19 protein-coding genes are annotated in these 17,962 nt (G+C 48.6%); 17 read left to right on the plus strand and 2 right to left on the minus strand.

The genetic code is table 11. The features are described from left to right. The first annotated feature begins 246 nt into the window (after positions 1 to 246). The 5 genes from nikA (at position 247) to nikE (ending at position 5,684) form a co-directional block, all read left to right on the plus strand. Positions 247 to 1,881, plus strand: coding sequence for a nickel ABC transporter substrate-binding protein (gene nikA / locus NSQ38_RS06670; protein WP_338589180.1), 1,635 nt, complete (start codon positions 247 to 249; stop codon positions 1,879 to 1,881). Positions 1,882 to 2,128: 247 nt separating this feature from the next. Continuing rightward, positions 2,129 to 3,073, plus strand: a complete 945-nt coding sequence (gene nikB, locus NSQ38_RS06675; RefSeq protein WP_339788000.1) for a nickel ABC transporter permease subunit NikB — start codon at positions 2,129 to 2,131, stop codon at positions 3,071 to 3,073. Continuing rightward, positions 3,070 to 3,900, plus strand: coding sequence for a nickel ABC transporter permease subunit NikC (nikC, locus tag NSQ38_RS06680; RefSeq protein ID WP_036606611.1), 831 nt, complete (start codon positions 3,070 to 3,072; stop codon positions 3,898 to 3,900). Before nikB ends, nikC begins: the two co-directional genes overlap by 4 nt. A 38-nt stretch (positions 3,901 to 3,938) precedes the next feature. Further along, positions 3,939 to 4,745, plus strand: a complete 807-nt coding sequence (locus NSQ38_RS06685; protein WP_339790417.1) for an ABC transporter ATP-binding protein — start codon at positions 3,939 to 3,941, stop codon at positions 4,743 to 4,745. A gap of 138 nt (positions 4,746 to 4,883) precedes the next feature. Further along, positions 4,884 to 5,684 carry a nickel import ATP-binding protein NikE gene (gene nikE, locus NSQ38_RS06690; RefSeq protein ID WP_339788003.1) on the plus strand — a complete coding sequence of 267 codons (801 nt, stop codon included), beginning with the start codon at positions 4,884 to 4,886 and terminating at the stop codon, positions 5,682 to 5,684. A gap of 464 nt (positions 5,685 to 6,148) precedes the next feature. Here the strand turns inward: nikE and NSQ38_RS06695 are convergent, their stop codons facing one another. Together NSQ38_RS06695 and NSQ38_RS06700 are read right to left on the minus strand one after the other, a co-directional pair. Continuing rightward, entirely contained in the window at positions 6,149 to 6,727 is a 579-nt protein-coding gene (locus tag NSQ38_RS06695; protein WP_339788006.1) for an NAD(P)H-dependent oxidoreductase, read from the minus strand. A gap of 371 nt (positions 6,728 to 7,098) precedes the next feature. Beyond that, positions 7,099 to 7,689, minus strand: a complete 591-nt coding sequence (locus tag NSQ38_RS06700; RefSeq protein ID WP_339788009.1) for a TetR/AcrR family transcriptional regulator — start codon at positions 7,687 to 7,689, stop codon at positions 7,099 to 7,101. A 114-nt stretch (positions 7,690 to 7,803) separates the two neighbouring features. Here NSQ38_RS06700 and NSQ38_RS06705 point away from each other — a divergent pair, with 114 nt between their 5' ends. From NSQ38_RS06705 to NSQ38_RS06760, 12 genes are all read left to right on the plus strand, one after another. Then, complete coding sequence (locus NSQ38_RS06705) at positions 7,804 to 8,832, plus strand: aminoglycoside phosphotransferase family protein (protein ID WP_339788012.1); 1,029 nt, start codon at positions 7,804 to 7,806, stop codon at positions 8,830 to 8,832. Between the two features lie 18 nt (positions 8,833 to 8,850). Next, the gene (locus NSQ38_RS06710; RefSeq protein ID WP_091035796.1) at positions 8,851 to 9,849 is read left to right on the plus strand and encodes a glycosyltransferase; all 999 of its coding nucleotides are present in this window, start codon (positions 8,851 to 8,853) and stop codon (positions 9,847 to 9,849) included. Positions 9,850 to 9,901: 52 nt separating this feature from the next. After that, positions 9,902 to 10,186, plus strand: coding sequence for a hypothetical protein (locus tag NSQ38_RS06715; RefSeq protein WP_339788015.1), 285 nt, complete (start codon positions 9,902 to 9,904; stop codon positions 10,184 to 10,186). Between the two features lie 110 nt (positions 10,187 to 10,296). Further along, the gene (locus tag NSQ38_RS06720) at positions 10,297 to 10,458 is read left to right on the plus strand and encodes a hypothetical protein (RefSeq protein ID WP_017691697.1); all 162 of its coding nucleotides are present in this window, start codon (positions 10,297 to 10,299) and stop codon (positions 10,456 to 10,458) included. Positions 10,459 to 10,556: 98 nt separating this feature from the next. Further along, positions 10,557 to 12,638 carry an ABC-F family ATP-binding cassette domain-containing protein gene (locus NSQ38_RS06725; RefSeq protein WP_339788018.1) on the plus strand — a complete coding sequence of 694 codons (2,082 nt, stop codon included), beginning with the start codon at positions 10,557 to 10,559 and terminating at the stop codon, positions 12,636 to 12,638. 267 nt (positions 12,639 to 12,905) lie between these two features. Next, positions 12,906 to 13,373: a hypothetical protein gene (locus NSQ38_RS06730; RefSeq protein ID WP_339788021.1), complete on the plus strand. Its 468-nt coding sequence runs from the start codon at positions 12,906 to 12,908 to the stop codon at positions 13,371 to 13,373. Continuing rightward, positions 13,373 to 13,657 carry a hypothetical protein gene (locus NSQ38_RS06735; RefSeq protein ID WP_036671603.1) on the plus strand — a complete coding sequence of 95 codons (285 nt, stop codon included), beginning with the start codon at positions 13,373 to 13,375 and terminating at the stop codon, positions 13,655 to 13,657. The genes NSQ38_RS06730 and NSQ38_RS06735 overlap by 1 nt, the downstream gene beginning before the upstream one ends. Positions 13,658 to 13,661: 4 nt before the next feature. Continuing rightward, the gene (locus NSQ38_RS06740; RefSeq protein WP_339788023.1) at positions 13,662 to 15,062 is read left to right on the plus strand and encodes a glutathionylspermidine synthase family protein; all 1,401 of its coding nucleotides are present in this window, start codon (positions 13,662 to 13,664) and stop codon (positions 15,060 to 15,062) included. Continuing rightward, positions 15,044 to 15,448 carry a DUF350 domain-containing protein gene (locus NSQ38_RS06745; RefSeq protein ID WP_017691702.1) on the plus strand — a complete coding sequence of 135 codons (405 nt, stop codon included), beginning with the start codon at positions 15,044 to 15,046 and terminating at the stop codon, positions 15,446 to 15,448. Before NSQ38_RS06740 ends, NSQ38_RS06745 begins: the two co-directional genes overlap by 19 nt. Positions 15,449 to 15,504: 56 nt before the next feature. Next, the gene (locus NSQ38_RS06750; RefSeq protein WP_289390622.1) at positions 15,505 to 16,452 is read left to right on the plus strand and encodes a nucleoside hydrolase; all 948 of its coding nucleotides are present in this window, start codon (positions 15,505 to 15,507) and stop codon (positions 16,450 to 16,452) included. Positions 16,453 to 16,612: 160 nt separating this feature from the next. Continuing rightward, positions 16,613 to 16,942 carry a PadR family transcriptional regulator gene (locus tag NSQ38_RS06755; RefSeq protein ID WP_133386233.1) on the plus strand — a complete coding sequence of 110 codons (330 nt, stop codon included), beginning with the start codon at positions 16,613 to 16,615 and terminating at the stop codon, positions 16,940 to 16,942. Positions 16,943 to 16,948: 6 nt separating this feature from the next. Beyond that, positions 16,949 to 17,926 carry a permease prefix domain 1-containing protein gene (locus NSQ38_RS06760; protein ID WP_339788026.1) on the plus strand — a complete coding sequence of 326 codons (978 nt, stop codon included), beginning with the start codon at positions 16,949 to 16,951 and terminating at the stop codon, positions 17,924 to 17,926. The last annotated feature ends 36 nt before the right edge of the window (positions 17,927 to 17,962 follow it).

Consider the following 17,962-nt stretch of genomic DNA (forward strand, 5'->3'; position numbering starts at 1 on the left):
ATATGTACTTTCGTGATTACCTTGCTGTGAGCAAGGAATAGCAGATTATTGTGGAACTTATTTTTGCAGTTGCGATTTATATTCAGGTCGACAGGCTCTTCCTCCTATAGGAAGGGCTTTTTTGGCTATTTTAATAACAACACATACTATGTCGAATTTTGTTGACAAAAGGAGGGCTCCTGCCTATTCTTAATGGATGAATATGATAATCATTATCATAAAATAGAGAAAAGGGGTTCAACATCCATGTCTGTTCAACATCGCAAATCTTCGGCCCTCACGCTGGCAACTATGCTCTTGTTGTTATTCGTTATTGTGGGTTGCAGCAATACAGGAAGTGGAGATGAATCCTCATCTGCTGCTTCGGATCAAACATCTACGAAGTCGATTACGATGTCATGGCCACGTGATATCGGTACAATGAATCCGCATACGTACAATCCTTCGCAATTATTTGCCCAATCCATGCTCTATGAGCCACTGATCAGTTACCAGAAGGACGGAAAACTGGAACCTGCTCTGGCAGAATCATGGACCATCTCCGATGACGGCAAGGTATATACATTCAAGCTTCGCCAAGGTGTGAAATTTTCAGATGGTACGCCATTTAATGCTGAGATTGTGAAAAAGAACTTTGACGCTGTAATGAAAAACAAAGATACACATAGCTGGCTGGGCATTGTAGGTGTGCTCGACAAGACAGAAGTTGTGGATGACCATACTTTCCGATTGACACTCACAGAGCCATATTATCCGGTTCTTCAGGACTTGTCTGTGGTCCGTCCGTTCCGCTTCCTGGGTGAAGCTGGATTCCCTGATGACGGAGATACTTCCCAAGGCATCAAAGAGCCGGTTGGAACGGGTCCGTGGATGCTGGCTGAATATAAGCAGGACGAATATGCTGTTTTCAAACGCAACCCGAATTATTGGGGAACAGCACCAAAGGTAGATCAGATTACGGTCAAAATCATTCCAGACGGTGAAACTCGTGTCCTTGCTTTTGAAAAAGGCGATCTCGACCTGATCTATGGTGAAGGTATGATCAGTCTGGACGCGTTCCAGGAGCTGCGTGACAATGATAAATATGTGACCCAATTGTCTGATCCGGTGGGTACTCGCAGCTTGCTGCTGAACTCTTCCAATCCAAAGCTGTCCGATGTCAGAGTGCGGATGGCGCTCCAGCAAGGGTTTAACAAACAGGCGATGGTGGAAGGCGTTACTTCCGGATTGGAAGAACCAGCCGATACCGTATTGTCCAAAAACTATCCATACACCAATGTAGACTTGGAACCGATCACGTATGACGTGGAGAAATCCAAAGCTTTACTGGATGAAGCGGGTTGGAAGTTACCGGCTGGTGGTACGGTTCGTGAGAAAGACGGTCAGCAGCTTGATTTCGAGATGATTTTTGACAAAACGGACCCGATTCAGAAAGCGATGGCTGAGACCATTCAGGCGGAATGGAGCGAGCTTGGGGTTAAAGTAAACCTCACTGGGCTGGAACTGACGGTACAGATCAAGCGTCTGAAAGCCAATGATTTCGACCTGTATTTCTGGTACAACTATGGCGCTCCATATGATCCACATTCCTTCATTAACGTTGTGGCGAGCCCTGGATTCGGGATTTCCGAGACCCTGAGTGCGTTGCCGATGAAAAAGGAACTGGACGATCAGGTGCATGCAGCCCTGTCATCCACAGACGAGACGAAACGCCAAGAGTTATATGGCTCTATCCTGAAAACACTTCAGGAGCAATCGGCAATCGTACCGATCTCCTATATTAAGAAAACGGCTGTATATCAGAAGAAAATCTCCAACTTTATTTTCCCGGCGAACCGTGATGAAAATCCGTTTGTGGGAATTGAATTAGGCAATCAATAATTTGTATAAGTTCAACTAAAGAATGTTTACACGTGCCACTCCGATGACAGAATAACCTTCCGATCGCTGTTATCCCCAGATTTTTTTGATTCCCTTTCTAAAGGGAAAATCCGGTGATAAAGGCGAACGCTACGCTTCTTCAGGTTTTTTCTGTCCTCTCCGTTCTCGTGTAAAAAATTAGTTGAACTTATATAGTGATTTCAAGAGTAATAAGCGCATGTAGCTTGAGAACAGGGAGGAATGTTCAGTGATCGGTTATATTGGTAAACGAATGATCGCGATCATTCCTATCGTTTTTATCGCTACACTTGTTACCTTTGCGCTTATTCATATTTCACCGGTTGATCCGGCCGAGGCTTATCTGACAGCCGCTCATATCTATCCGACACCGGAGCTACTTGCGCAAAAGCGGCATGAGTTCGGTCTGGACCAGCCTTTATTAACCCAATATGCGCATACGATTCAGAAGATTGCCAAGCTCGACTTTGGCACTTCGTATCTCACCAATAAACCTGTATGGGATGAAGTGAAATTAAGGCTTCCGGCTACGGCTGAGCTAGCCTTCTGGAGTATGTTGTTATCGGTTTTGGTAAGTATTCCTTTGGGAATACTGGCGGCGGTGTATAAGAATAGCTGGATTGACATGGTCAGCCGTGCGATTTCCTATTTTGGAGCATCTATTCCGCAATTCTGGCTTGGTTATCTGCTGATCTTCTTTTTCTCGGTAAAGCTGGACTGGCTACCTGTTGAGGGGCGTGGATCGTGGGAGAATCTGGTTCTGCCTACGATTACACTTTCCTTGATTCTTATTGCGGTCTACACCCGATTGTTGCGTTCCAGTGTACTGGAGCAATTGCAGGAGACATATGTACAGTACGCGAGAACACGCGGGATTCGCGAACGAGTCATCATGCTGAAACATGTGCTGAAAATCGCCATAACGCCCCTTATTACGGGAATGGGGATGAGTATGGGCAAGCTGCTGACAGGAACCATTATTGTGGAGCAGGTGTTTTCCTGGCCTGGGTTCGGACGTTATTTTGTCGATGCGATATTTAACCGGGATATTCCCGTGATTCAATGTTATGTCTTCCTGGCGGCATGCCTGTTCATCGTATGCAATCTGCTCGTTGATCTGGTGCAGCTCGTTATGGACCCACGGATTTCAGCGAAAGGACGGGCAGAACATTGATAAACAAATGGCGTGCGGTATTTAAAGGACAGAGAGCCATCCAGATCTGCTCGGTGATCATATTGCTTTTCTTCGTGATCGCGTTATTAGCCCCATGGATTGCTCCTCATGACCCTGTGAAGGTGAATCTGTTGCAGAAGCTGGCGAGTCCATCGCTTGAGCATTGGCTCGGAACGGATCATCTGGGACGCGACAATCTCACTAGGCTGATGTATGGAGCGAGAGTGTCGCTTGGATTTGCTACCCTGATCTTCCTGTCATCTTTGCTCATAGGTGTCATTGTAGGCTCGATCTCCGGTTACCTTGGTGGCTGGGTTGACAGTCTGCTGATGCGCTTGTGTGAAGGCATTATGGCATTTCCAAATCTGGTGTTGGTGCTGGGCATTGTAGGGATCTTTGGTCCAGGTCTGATGCAGGTGCTTCTAGCCCTTATGATGGTACAGTGGGTGTATTATGCACGCATCTGCCGGAACATGGTCGTTAGTCTGAAGGAACGGAACTTCATCGCGGCGGCGCGGATTAGCGGCTCCTCTTCGTGGACGATTATCCGCAAACATATCATCCCCAACGTGCAGCGTCCCATCGTTGTAATGGGCACGCTGGAGATGGGATGGGCGATTATGGATATATCCGCTCTGTCCTTCTTGGGACTCGGTATTCAACCACCGAATGCAGAGTGGGGAGCCATGATTCATGAAGGAACAGGTTACATTCGCAGTCATCCGGAGTTGATGATCTACCCAGGTGCATTGATTCTGCTGGTAGTCATTACGTTCAACATCTTGGGTGAAGCGTTATCCGAGCGTTATGGCATTGCAAAAAGGTAGTGGTTCGGAACCAAAGGCATATGGAGGTGAACGTAACGATGGATGATGCAGCGAAGGTACTCGAAGTTCGTGGTCTGCAAGTGAATCTTAGAACAGCGGAGGGTTCAGTCCCGTTACTTGCGCCTATTAATTTCGAATTAAAAAAAGGTCGTGTCTTCGGTCTGGTCGGCGAGAGTGGCAGTGGCAAGACCGTTACGTGTAACGCCTTGCTCCATCTGCTTGATTCACGCCGGATGGAAGTGTCGGGCAGCATCCGTCTGAATGGACGGGAGCTTGGCTCATTGTCAGGTGAGGAGATGCGACGCATCCGGGGCAAGGACATCGGATTTATTATGCAGAACCCGATGAATGCTTTTACACCCGTATATACGATTGGATCTCAATTCATTGAAACCTTGCGTACGCACACAGGTATGTCCAAAGCAGCGGCCGGGGAGCGGGCTATTGCTGCCTTGGCAGATATGAACCTGCCCGAGCCGGCCAAGCTGATGAAACGATACCCCTTCCAACTGAGCGGTGGAATGTTGCAGCGGGTGATGATTGCCATATCGATGTGCCTGCGACCAGCGCTGGTCATTGCAGATGAACCAACGACGGCACTGGATGTCGTGAATCAGTTCAAGGTGCTTCAGGAATTGGATCGTTTACGTACGGAATATGGCACATCCATTTTGCTCATCTCCCATGATCTGGGCGTGATCTCGCAAATGGCAGACGAAGTCGCGGTTATGCAGAAGGGACGTATTGTGGAGCAAGCAGATGTGTACCAACTGTTCGATCACCCGCAGCATGAGTATACACGGATGTTGTTAAATGCCAGACCCAGTATGTCTTTAGGACGATAGCGACTAATAAAGAGTGGAATCGTTCAGTGAGTGTATGTGTAGAGCGGGTAGTCGTAGAGGTGGAATGGGCATGGTGATGTGTAGATTCGGCCTCTTCGGAGATTGCTTCTGCCAAGTACAAGAGAGGGGGATGACCTGATGCTTCAGGTACGTGAAATAAGCCATAGCTATGGCAAACGCAACTGGCTGGATCGTTCGGGAGCGCGTCCTCCTGTGCTGGCAGACATCTCACTTACGATTGAAAAGGGTTTGTGTCTGGGGCTCCTGGGTACGAGCGGGGCAGGTAAAAGTACCTTGGGCAAAATCATTCTTGGTCTGGAGAAGCCCAGCCAGGGTCAGGTTTTGTTTCAAGGACAGGATATCTACCGATCCAGCAAACCAGTACTCAAGGGATTACGGCGTGATCTACAGGTCGTGTTCCAGGACTGTTATTCGGCGGTGAATCCGCTCATGACTGCCGCGCAGATCATTGGGGAGCCGCTGGATAATTACGAGCGATTTTCGGCAAAAGAACAACTTCGTGTGATTGGACAACTGCTCGAGCAGGTGGGACTTACACCAGAGGATGCTAACAAGCTTCCGCACCAGTTCAGCGGTGGGCAATTACAGCGAATTAACATCGCAAGAGCCATCGCGCTCAAGCCAAAGTTAATCGTACTGGACGAATCGATCAGCAGCCTGGATATGGTGCACCAGACGCAAATCTTATCTCTATTGGCTGAGCTAAGAGCGTCCTACGGGTTATCGTATCTCTTTATCACACATGAAATTCGGGCCGCCATGACGATCTGTGACCGCATTGCCGTGATGGATCAGGGCAGGATTGTCTATAACGGTGATGCCGGGGATTCGGTAATGCAGTCGGATCATCCGGCTGTGCAGCAGTTGGTTACAGCTATTTTGCCTGAGCATCCATCAGGTCGTATTTCGTTTGGGTAATACGTTGTTTGTATGGTTGTAGATGGGCAAGTCGCTAACGAACCGAGTGAGCGTTAATTGGCGATTTAGCAAGGAATGCAAAATGTAACGAACCTCAGTGAAGTTATTCCGGTGCAAACTAGTTTAAAACCGCCAAATGATACACAGATCGAGGAAATAACGCGTCTAAGATTCGTTAAACCTCAGACTTATCGGAAATGGCGTTAATAGCGTGTTTACGGTTCGTTAGATCATAATGAATGCTAAAAGGGTTGTCTCCTGCGTCTTGAACAAGACGTAGGGACAACCCTTTTTTTGTAACTGGGAATAGGCACATTTCCTGCTTTCTGATATAAGTTAAACTAAAATTACACTGCGCTACTCGCGAAAAACAGGACTACCTCTGAATTACGCCTATCCCCAGATCTTTGATTTAACTTACAAGGTGAACATATACTTCCGATGAAGTTTTTTGCAAAAATCTTTTACCCCATCTTCCGCCCAAGCTGCTCAATCTTATCAAGCCAATTCTTTCTCTGTTCATCTGACTTCTTACCAACTTGATCTACAGTTGTTATCCGCACAGGTTTGATGCCAGTCAGTGCAAATGTGGAGATTTTCATCATTTTATGTGCAGGCTCACCTTGGAACCATTTAAAGTACCAGCTCGGACCATCCATCGTGGTGATCATGCGGGCGGTGCGGCCTTTGAGCAGTTGATCCGGGAAAGGTTTTCCTTTTTGATACTTGAAGGCGTAACCTGGCATGAAGATTCGGTCAACGAAACCTTTCAGCAGGGCAGGCGGTCCTCCCCACCATATTGGGAATACCCATACAAGATGCTCGGCCCACTTGATTGCTTCTTGGGCCTCCAGCAAATCTGGTTCAAGTGGAAGTTTATTACGATATCCTCCTTCCAGATTCATGTTGAATGCCAACTCGTTCAGGGTAATCATGCGGACGTCGGCACCCGCTCGCACCGCACCTTTGCGGTACGCCTCGGCGATTGCACCGTTGTAACTGGGGGAGACGGGGTTGCCTTGAATAATTAATATTTTTTTCATGGAAGATGACACGTCCTGACTATTTTAGTTAATGAACACTAACCTCATGTGCAAAAAGAAAAGGTCACGTATGACCCGGTAATCCATCCGTATATCCTGATGGTATGTTGACGATTCTCTTTAGAAGTTATTCAACAAGTCCGCTTTTGATTCCAAATCATGCCTAGCGGCATCATCCGTATCGAAGATGGGATTCAGCTGAGATGTCCGTTGCTCACGTAGTTTTCTCTACGCTTCGCTACTCTATTTCTATCTTCATCCCATCTTCTCAGTACTGAAACCCAGACTTTTTGAACACGCACTTTTATTAACGTGCAACTCTGAACCTTTTTTGGAGTTCTGCATGGGCAAATGGCTTCCCATCTCCCTCGCTACTCTTGTGGTACCTGCCCCAACATCGATGCAAGACGGTGAACCGTCTCTCCAGTGTAGGGTACCAACAACTCGGGTAACTCACCTTGCATACTGGAGACCGCCATACGTGTGATTGCACCGATTACCAGAACGGCTGTGAGCCGTGAATCCTGCTGAGGCAGCTCACCCCGCATCATTCCCTGATCGATCAGATCCATTAACGCATCCAATGGCTGACGGTAATCCTCGCTGCTTCCGGCTTCAATGAATATTTCATGATTCTGTGAAATCAGCAGCAGCCCGTAGGGATCTTCATCATGAAGATGGAGAACCTTGGTAACCAGTTGCTTGAAGCGTTCCAGCACCGGACCTTCCTGTCGAACATACCCGTCAATCAGTGAAGTATAGTCCGCACAGTATTGGGTGAAGGCTTCCAGTGCAACGGCATCTTTGTTTTTAAAATGTTTGTAGATCGCCGCATCGGTTACTCCGGCGGCGTCACCGATCTCTTTGACGGATATGCCGTCAACGCCTTTGGTTGCGAACAAGCGCATCGCCGCTTGTAGGATATCTTTCTTTTTGCTGTCCACATGAGATTTGTTCTTCATGATTGTATAGTAAGTGATTACTAACCAAAATGCAACAAGCAATTTTGAAAATCTGAATTGATACACTGAATAAGCGCTTACGAACAAAGCTTGCAGGCTTGTGAACAGCGACGTATGATGAATAGAAATCAACATCGGAGCAGCAGCGAGAACGAAACGGATGGTGGATGCGTGAAAGAAGAGATGGATGCATACAGCTGGGTGACGCCCGAAGGAATGCTGAATGATCAATATATAACAAGCCGTGAACAGTTGTATCAAGGAATGAACGGACGATATGTGGAGCGATTCACTGTTCCTACCGGTGAAAGTTATATTTTTAAACCACTGACGAATCCTGCACAGCATGGACGGGAACGATGGATGTACGAGCGTGTAATGTCTGGTCTACCACAGATCTATCCACAGCTTATTGCAGCGTCGGATCTTACCATTGCACCGGCACAGAGCTGGATGATCTACGAGGATCTGGGGCAACTGGTGCATGATTCGCAAGAAGTGACGATGCTCGGCGCAGCGGCACATATGGCAGCATGGCATGCATTGCCTGTTACGAATTGGAGTGAGCTGCCTCGCGTGGGCCAGAAACCGTCCATTCACACCATGTTGGATGAGTTGCAAATGCAAAAGCAGTCTAACGATGAACTGTTATCCAGACTGGATATGCAGCTGTCCGCATCGAATTGGGACAAGATTTCCACGTTGATTCTCACAGCTGAGGAGCAACTTCCAACCGTTTTATGTCACGGAGACTTGCATCCCGGTAATCTGGCGGAAGTAGACGGCAGACTGGTCGTCTTGGACTGGGAGCATGCTCATCTGAATACACCGCTGTGGGATATATATCACCTAGTTGATCTCTCGCATCCGCTGTTTCCCAGAACGGTGACGCCTGCATTGCGAGAGCGGGTCATGGATGTTTATTTGGACAAACTGGGAAGCCTGGGCATGCAGATTGAACGGGTTTCTTTTGCAGAATGGTACAACGCCTATGCTATTGTATTTTCGCTCTGGATGCTGCGTTTGATTGACGGTGACCTGAGAAGTGAGGAATGTGTGTGGCCGAAGGAACAGTTGCGTAACCAGTGGCATGAGACGGCAGCGACGCTGGAACAGTGCATGAAGCACTTGCGTGAGGAATAGAAATGAGGGGTGAGAAGCTTGCGTAAAGTCGGACTTGTTATGCGTAAAATTCAATTCACGGAAGCACAGGGGCCACGCGTATTTGCGGATCGGCTGAAGCAGATTGGTCTGGAGCTGGGTGTGGATATTGTGTTCATCTCGCCGGAGCGTCATGTCAGCGGATACGACTGGTTGCCGGGGTATGAGCATGAGAAAGGTGACCTGGTGAATTACGATATCGTGCTGGACCAGATTCATAGCCAAAATATAGAGCATGTCATCTACACCGTATCCGGGTTTACGTTTTTGAAGATGTTCTTACCAAAGAGTGTATTGTTCCCGCACAGTTTCCCCGATCCCGCACTGACGGGATATGAGATGATGAAGCCATTTTATACGATGGTGGATAAAGCGATTGTGCAGACGGAGTTTTTGAAAACAGAACTGGGCCGCAATTTCGGCGTACATGACGTGAACGTCATCCCGATTGGTTTTAGCGAAGAGCTGGCGAATCGGCACTATGACCCGAGCCAGGTTGTGCATAATCGGGTGCTCTGGATCGGTCGGGATGAAGCAAACCGTCGACCGGATCTAGTTTTGGAATATGCTCGGCAGAACCCGGACAAGGAAGTATATATGGTGTTTGGCGGTGTACGCTATAAGGAAACCATGAAGAAGTACGACATTCCTCCCAACGTGAAGCTGAAGTTTGCGCTTACGCAGGATGAGATATTTACGTTGATGAACTCATCCAAGGTGTATTGGAACTGTTCGGCCTTTGATACGTTTGCGATGCCGCTGACGGAAGCGATGGCGATGGGCAAAATGGTCGTGAAACCGGAGCATGCCTGCTACGGTCACATTCGATCCACGCATGCCTTTGCAGGCAACGAGGATAACTGGTTTGAACTGGTGAACATGGCTGCGGCCGCACCGCGCAGTGTGTCAGAAGACAACCGTGAGTATGCGTTTGGTGCTTTTTCGCGCACGAAGATGAAAGAAGGGTACCAGAACTTTTTCTCGGATTGGTTGAAGTAACGTAAGGTCTGTAACACAGGCTTGATCCATCCAGCAACAGGAGGGGAACCTTATGGAAGTACTGATCTTGTGGACATTGGGAATGTGGGCGGTGCAGCTGCTGATTGAATGGCTTATCTACCGTTTGCAAGGACGGCGAATGACGTGGGTTCAATATATATTGCCATGTGTGGCCTTGCTTGGCGGTGCCGTCGTAATCATGATCAGCATCGATATTGGCGGGTGGAACGGTATCGGATATGCCCTGCTTGGCGCATCACTGGGTACCTCGGGAATGTTAACACTTATTACGGTGGCGATTAGGGATGTGGTGCTTCGGCGACGAGGCAGGGACTAACAGAGCTGTAGCTACTGTACAGTAAGGGTGAATTGGGCGAAGGGATGGTTGCGGAAACGCATTCGTCTGTGATATATTGACATTAATTATGACAAGGGAGGTGAGGACAGGTGAATCACGAGATGCTTAACAACCGTATTAGCCAGCTGCCGATTGCTATGGCTGGCATTGTTCATACTTTTCTGACCAACGGGAGAAGTCTGTCCAATTTTGAATATACGGAAGTTAACATTTGCGAGAAGATGCCTGCCTTGACCTCATTCGGACGATAAGCGATATTGCTTGAATTCTGAAGGGCCGCGGAGCTAACCTCCTGCGGCTCTTTTTGTGTTGCGGTCAGGATCTTCCATACCATAGGAGGAACCTTATTATGATGATAATTAGCGCGCAACAACTGACTCAATACCATGGAGCACATCTGGTGCTGGACGGCATTACATTTGAAATTATGGAAGGTGACAAGGTCGCTCTGATCGGCCGCAACGGAAGCGGCAAGACAACACTCATGCGCCTGATGGCAAGACTGAACAAGCCCGATGAAGGGCAATTGATGATCAAAAAAGATACACGGACTGGCTACGTGGCACAAGTTCCAGAAGGACTGGATGACCATACCGTCCTGGATGTGCTGAGCCTTGGATTCAAGGAGCTTATGATATGTCGCACGCAAATGAAGGAAATGGAGCAGCAGATGTCCGATCCGGCATGTGCAGCAGACCCTAATCAATTGGAGCGCCTGTTGAAACGTTATGCAGCGCTGCAAGACCAGTTTGAGCGTGAGGGTGGATACGAAATGGATGCGCGGATCGATCAGGTGGCGGACGGTCTGGATATCGCCAAGGCGCATTATGAATGGCGCTTCGGTTCCCTGTCCGGTGGGGAACAGACCCGGGTTGTGCTGGCCTCGCAGCTGATCGTAAAACCTGATCTGTTATTGCTGGATGAGCCGACAAACCATCTTGATCTGGAGCGGGTCGAGTGGTTGGAAGGATTTTTACGAGAATATCCTGGCACCATTGTCCTGATCTCGCATGATCGCTATTTTCTGGATCGGGTGGTGAATCGAACACTGGAGCTGGAGGATGGAGAAGCGGAAACGTCTGCTGGCGGTTATACGGAATATATGAAAGTGAAGGAACAACGGCTGTTGCAGCAATTCGAAGAGTTCAAGGAGCAGCAGAAGGTTATCAAGAAAATGAAAGAAACAATTCGCCAACTGGAGGAATGGGGTCGTGTGGGCGGCAATGAAAAGTTCTTCAGACGGGCGGCTTCTATGCGTAAAGCCATCGAGCGGATGGAACAGGTGAAGCGTCCTGTGCTGGAGCGCCGCAATGCCGAATTCGATGTGCGTCCTACGGATCGAACGGGTAAACGGGTAGCGGTATTGGAACAGGTCGAAAAGAGTTATGGCGAGCGTGAAATCCTGCGCGGGGTTTCGGGTCTGCTGGAATATGGGGATAAAATTGCACTCATTGGCCGCAATGGTTCCGGCAAGACGACCCTGTTCAAGCTGTTGCTTGGTGACGAGCAGCCCAATGCGGGCAAGTTGGAGTGGGGGGCTCGTGTGGATGTGGGGTATCTGGCTCAACAGGAGGAACCCACGAATCCGAAGCTGAACGTACTTGAATACTTTCGTCTGGAAGCAGGCGTGGAGGAAGGAGAGGCTCGCGGAATTCTGGCCCGATATCTGTTCTATGGAGCGGATGTATTCCGCTCTGTCGGGCAATTATCTGGCGGGGAATGGACGCGCCTGCGTTTGGCTCTGCTGGTGCAGCGTAAACCCAATGTACTACTGCTCGATGAGCCAACTAACCATCTGGATATCGCATCCAGAGAAGCGCTGGAAGAGTCGCTGGTTGATTTTGAAGGGACCGTACTTGCCATCTCACATGATCGGTACTTCGTCAATCGCCTCGCTTCCCGTGTCTGGGAACTGGAGAGCGGGCAGATGACCGCTTATCTGGGAGACTATGAGGCGTATCGCGAGAAGAAGCTTGATTTGCAAGCTCGTTCGGCGGCGACAACTCAGGCTACAGCAGGAGTGGGAATTTCTTCTCGTGGGAACGCCAAGTCAGAGATGAAGTCAGGTTTAACGTCTGCGCCCGGCGGAACTACCAGATCAGGGAAGAAATCAGAAGCAATCTCGACATTGAACGGTTCCACTGTTGCGGCTATCGATGGAAGTCGTGATTATGAAGCTTCTACTGAATCAGGTAAGGCGTTAACTCCTTCAGCAACAGCTGTATCGAATCATAGAAACGGCAATGGCAACATACAGTCTGCGGAGAAGCTGGAACAAATTCTGGCTCGTCTTGAGGCACAGATTCAGGTGCTGGATCAACAGCTGGAAACGGTGCAGAACAATCCACTTGAACTGGAACAAATCTGGAATGAACGTGAGCAATTGTCCGCTGAATACAATGATCTATTGGCCCAGTGGGCTGAGTTATAAGTCTGAATGGCATGAGCATAAGATTGAACATACGAGGTCGGAGAATCTTCTCCGGCCTTTTTGGGCCGGAGTTACATACCAAACGCGGAATTACTTGTTTTTTCAAGCTTTGTTGATCCGAGATTGGGCGACAACCTGTTCTTATTTTTACATGTCATGGGGAATAGTGTAACTTTTTACCTCCACATGCGTTAAATACGTTTGTATGAATTGAAACGGCTCACCTAAGAGCTCGCAAAAAGGGAGGTTATCGGTATCTATTATTCATTGACGTATCGGAGTTGGTCGGATGATCGACAGGCGGAGACGGGAGTGCTGGAACAGACTTCAGTCACGCGAGATGAACTGTTTATGCGCAAACTGGTGGATGCCACTCTGGTGAAAAACAAACTCTGGGCGCATCTGTCCAATGAATGCCAGGATGGGCGGGAACATGCAGTATATGTAACGGCGTATGAGCAACAGATGCCGGATGAGTACGGTGCAGCCATTGCGGATGCTGCGCTGGCGATGTGCAAAATGTCTTCCATGTACAGCGCAGAGTATATGTTGTGGAATGGACGTTCATTTCAGGAGTTGGAACTCACAACGTCATTCACCTATACGATGGAGCTTGCCGAACAACTGTTGGACCATTACATGGTTCGCGATGGCAAGACGTATGAATTCCTGTATTCCGTGCTGGATGCGGATCGCAAGAAAGTGTTGTTTTATATGAAAGAGGTGGATCTGTAATGAGTGACCAAGAGCGGGGGCAAGCATCGAAACCCGGTTCAAAAGCAAAGCTGGTTGCGTTCTCCCTGATGCTGGCGGTACCTGCCGTGTTATCGGGTTGTGGCAGCAACAATGATGAATGTGACCCGGAGTATGATACCGGATGTGAATATGATTCCAGCAGTGGGCACTATTACTACGGTGGGTCGTCGTATCGAAGCAACAAGGACAGTAACAGCTCCTATAGCAAATCCAAGTCCAAATCAAGCGGCTTCGGTAGCTTCTTCCGCAGTTCGGGAGGATAACCGGATGAGGCAAGTGGTTCAACTGCCGTTTAGTCACGAAGAGGTGTTTCAGGGTGAAGCGGGACAACAGATTCCATACCATCGAATGTACGGGAAGCAGTATTGTGTGCCTGCATTGACGGTCTATTCTCCCTCGGAGATACAAGAGCTGCGTACCGCAGCTGAGGCGGTAGACGGCATTTATTGTAAAGTGATGCGATTTATCCAGCAATACATGCCGGATTCCTTTTTGGAGCATCAGTTGGGTATCCATCCCGGGCTTATTCCGGCGGCACGTATGGAGATGGTAACTGGAGGCATTACCCGTCAGGACTGGATTATCGGAGAAGCTGGGCCCAAGTGTATTGAAAATAATACGGACACTCCAACGGGCATACCGGAGGCTGCTGCATTGGAAAATATCCTGTTCGATCTTGCTGAGGATGCTACGCTAACTGCGCCATCTGCCGAGATGGATACACGTATTCGGGAGTGTTTCAGGATATGGCTGGAATTCTATGCAGAGCAGGGATTGCAGGGTCCGGTGACGTTCACTTCTTTTGGCGAACATGTCGAAGATCGAACAAATACGGAATACCTGATGAGACGTTGTCAGGAAGCGGGATACGAAGTTTTCTATGCTCCACTGGAGGAACTGGAGATTGTTCCGGGAGAGGCGCTTTACCATAAGGGGCGGGAGATTAACCTGTTGTACCGTCTCTATCCACTGGAGTATCTGATTGATGATCGGGATGAGACGACAGGAGTGGACATTGGTGCTGCACTGCTTGAACTTGTACGTGAAGGACGACTAGGCCTGATGAATCCGGTTCAGCATGTACTGATGCAGAGCAAAGGCTTCATGGCGGCGATCTGGTCGCTCTACGAGCGTAACGAGCAAACCCCGGAATATTGCGGATTTACCCTCTTTGATGGAGCAGAAATGGATGTGATTTCCCGATATCTGCTGCCCACCTATTTTTCGGCTGAGCCTTTCGAGCTGAATGCCATACCGTATGTATCCAAAAGTTATTGGGGACGCGAGGGCAGAGGTACTCTTTTGCTGGATGGAGGAACGAACAATGCCTTTGGAAAGCAGGATATGGAGCATCCTCTTAACGAGGCGCTGGAATCCAATCTTGCAACTGGGGCAACAGACGAGGATGAAGAGATTGCAGCTTATTACGAAAACCAACCCAAAATCTATCAGCAGCTGGTTCCGATGGAACAGGCCGTGATCGAGACGGAAGATGGAGCGTACAGCGGTTATCTGCTTACAGGGGTGTTTGTTATCGGTGGGCGTTTGGCTGGGGTGTTACCCAGGGTTGGGGAGAAAGTAACTGGAGATATGGCCTATTATTGTGCGGCTACAGTTCGTGAACGGATGAATGATGAGGAGGAGAAGGAATGGAGAACTTGGGATTAAACCTCGTGAATGTGGCGGTGGGTGTGGGCATTCTGCTGGTGGTATTGGTATGTGGATATTTCGCTTTTAGCAAATTGACCCGGTATAACGATAGTGAGGAAATCGCCAAAGGTAACGAGGCGGCAGGTATGTACATGGGCAGCAAATTGTTGGGACTGTGTATTATTGTGGGAATGGTATCTTTCTCAACGCACTCGTGGTTGGATATGCTGCTGTGGTCGGCGTTTGGAATTATTGTGCTGTGCCTGGTCTATATTATATTTGATTTCCTGATTCCAAAAATGCGGGTATGTGACGAAATCGCACGAGGCAATATGGCGGTAGCCCAGCTACTGCGTTCGATTATCATCGGCGTTTCCATCGTCATTGGTACATTTTTGATGTAAAATAAGACATAGTGTTTATAGAGTTTACTATCAAACGGTAGAAGGAGCGCGGCATCATGAGAAGAGTCATCATCGATACAGATACAGCAGGAGACGATACGATTGCGATCCTGACGGCATTGCACCACTTTCAGGTGGAAGGCATCACCATTACGGGCGGTAACGTACAATTCGACCAGGAGGTTGAAAATGCCCTGTACACGGTACAGGTTGCTGGACATGGCGGCAAGGTGCCTGTGTATAAAGGATGCGAGCGTCCGCTAATGGCCTACGGTAAAGCTCAGCACCGCACAGTGGAAGATGTGCATGGCGATGACGGCATGGGCGGCGCGCATTTCCCGAAGGCGGATCAGCGCCCCGAGAGCGGGCACGCGGTTGATTTTATTATTGAGAAGGTGCATGCACATCCGGGCGAAATTGAACTTCTGGCGATTGCCCCGCTGACCAATATTGCAATGGCGATCCAGAAAGACCCAACGATTATTCCGGAGATTGCTCACCTGTACATTATGGGCGGAACGAATAATGCACTGGGCAATATCACACCAGCGGCGGAGTATAACTTCTACGTGGACCCGGAAGCGGCGAAAATTGTACTGCATGCAGGCATTCCAATCACGATGGTTGGCTGGGAAATGTGTACGCAATATTCAGTCATGGACGATGACGATCATGCAGAGATTGCAGCTCTCGGAACATCGGGTGCCGATTTCTTCACCGCAATCAACAAAGTGGTTATGAAGTTCAACAAGTCGGTACATAAGCTGAATGGCACTACTCATCCCGATACGTTGTTGATGGCTGTTGCGGCAGATGAATCCATCATGACCAAGTCGGGTCAATATTATGTGGATGTAGAAGCAGCAGGAGAACTGACACGCGGATACAGTGTGGTTGATATCAACGGACGTTTTGGCAAAGAGCCCAATGTACGTGTATGTGAGGCCATTGATCGACCAAAATTCAAATCCATGCTGCTGGACGTTCTCTCAGCGATTCAATAATCGCAGGAATTGAACTGCAGGAAAAAGAAGAAAATCCGTGCCTATCCCAGGTACGGATTTTTTATTGCCCATTTTTGGAATAACTACTTCACCTGTCGTAGTAAATTGTGCTATACTTCAACTACTACGACAGATGAAGTAATGAGGAGGAGTATCTTTTGTGATCAGCAGTGACGTTATACGTGGCTACAATGATACGCTGATCCTCTACATGCTGCTCGAAGGGGAGTCGTACGGCTACGAGATTTCCAAGAACATCAGGCAGCTGACAGAGGAAAAGTACGTCATGAAGGAGACGACGTTATACTCGGCCTTCACCCGATTGGAGAAGAACGGTTATATTGAATCGTTTTACCTGGATGAGAATAGTTTGGGAAAGCGTCGTACCTATTACCGGATTACGCCGTCCGGCCTCGACTATTACAGAGAAAAGTGTGAGGAATGGAAGGTTACGCAGGAGGTTGTTAATCTATTTATCAGGGAGTTGTGACGAAACATGGAGACAATTATGGTGTATCTGGAGAACATGTTTGCTGGTCTGCCGAAGACCCCCGAGGTGGAGCATCTGAAGCAGGAGCTTCTTTCGGGGATGGAAGATAAGTACCTGGAGTTGAAGCGGGAAGGCAAGTCGGAGAATGAAGCCATCGGCATTGTGATCTCGGAATTTGGTAATATCGAGGAGTTAACTGCAGAACTCGGTATTCAGCCAGTCAGTGCGGAAGAGGCAGTACCTGTGCTGACGGAAGAAGAAGCCTACGCATATACCACTGCCAAAAGAAATGCCGGATTTTGGATCGGGCTGGGTGTTTTATTGTGCGCGTTGGGTGTGGCGTTTCTGATTTTCATGGATACTTTATTTGAGAACTATGCCACTTCAGCTGCAAACCGTTCGGTGGAAACGGGGGCTGTACTGGGCCTGATCGGCATGTTCGTGCTCATTGCCATTGCGGTGGGCATGTTCATTCACAGTGGCATGAAGCTTGAACGCTTCAGTTATATGGAGAAGGGCTTCCAGCTTCCTTATACACTTAAAATGAGTATTCAGCATAGTCGGGAGAGCTTCGCTCTGACTTATCGTATAGCCATCATTACGGGTGTCTGCCTGTGCATTCTGTCTCCTGTGTTTATTTTCGCAGCCTCCTCTATCAATGATAACTACGCCTCTTATGGTGTATCTGCCTTTATGGTCATGGCTGGGGTAGGAGCATTCTTGTTTGTATATTACGGGAACATTCAGGGGGCTTACACGAACTTGCTGGAGAAGCACCAGTTGACGGTAGAGAAGAAGCAAGAGGTAAAGGTTGTGAGAGCCGTGGAAGCGATTGTATGGCCGCTGGCGACAGCCATCTTCTTGTTCACAGGCTTTGTATATCAACGGTGGGATATCAATTGGGCCATATTCCCGATTACAGGCATTCTCTCCGGCAGCTTTAGCAATGTGTACCATATTATGAAAAGTAAAAATCCGTCCTGAGCATGCTGCTTTAGCTAGTAAAGCCCACTTGATCTA

Source organism: Paenibacillus sp. FSL R7-0313 (genome assembly GCF_037969885.1).
In the GTDB taxonomy this organism is placed as follows: Bacteria; Bacillota; Bacilli; order Paenibacillales; family Paenibacillaceae; genus Paenibacillus.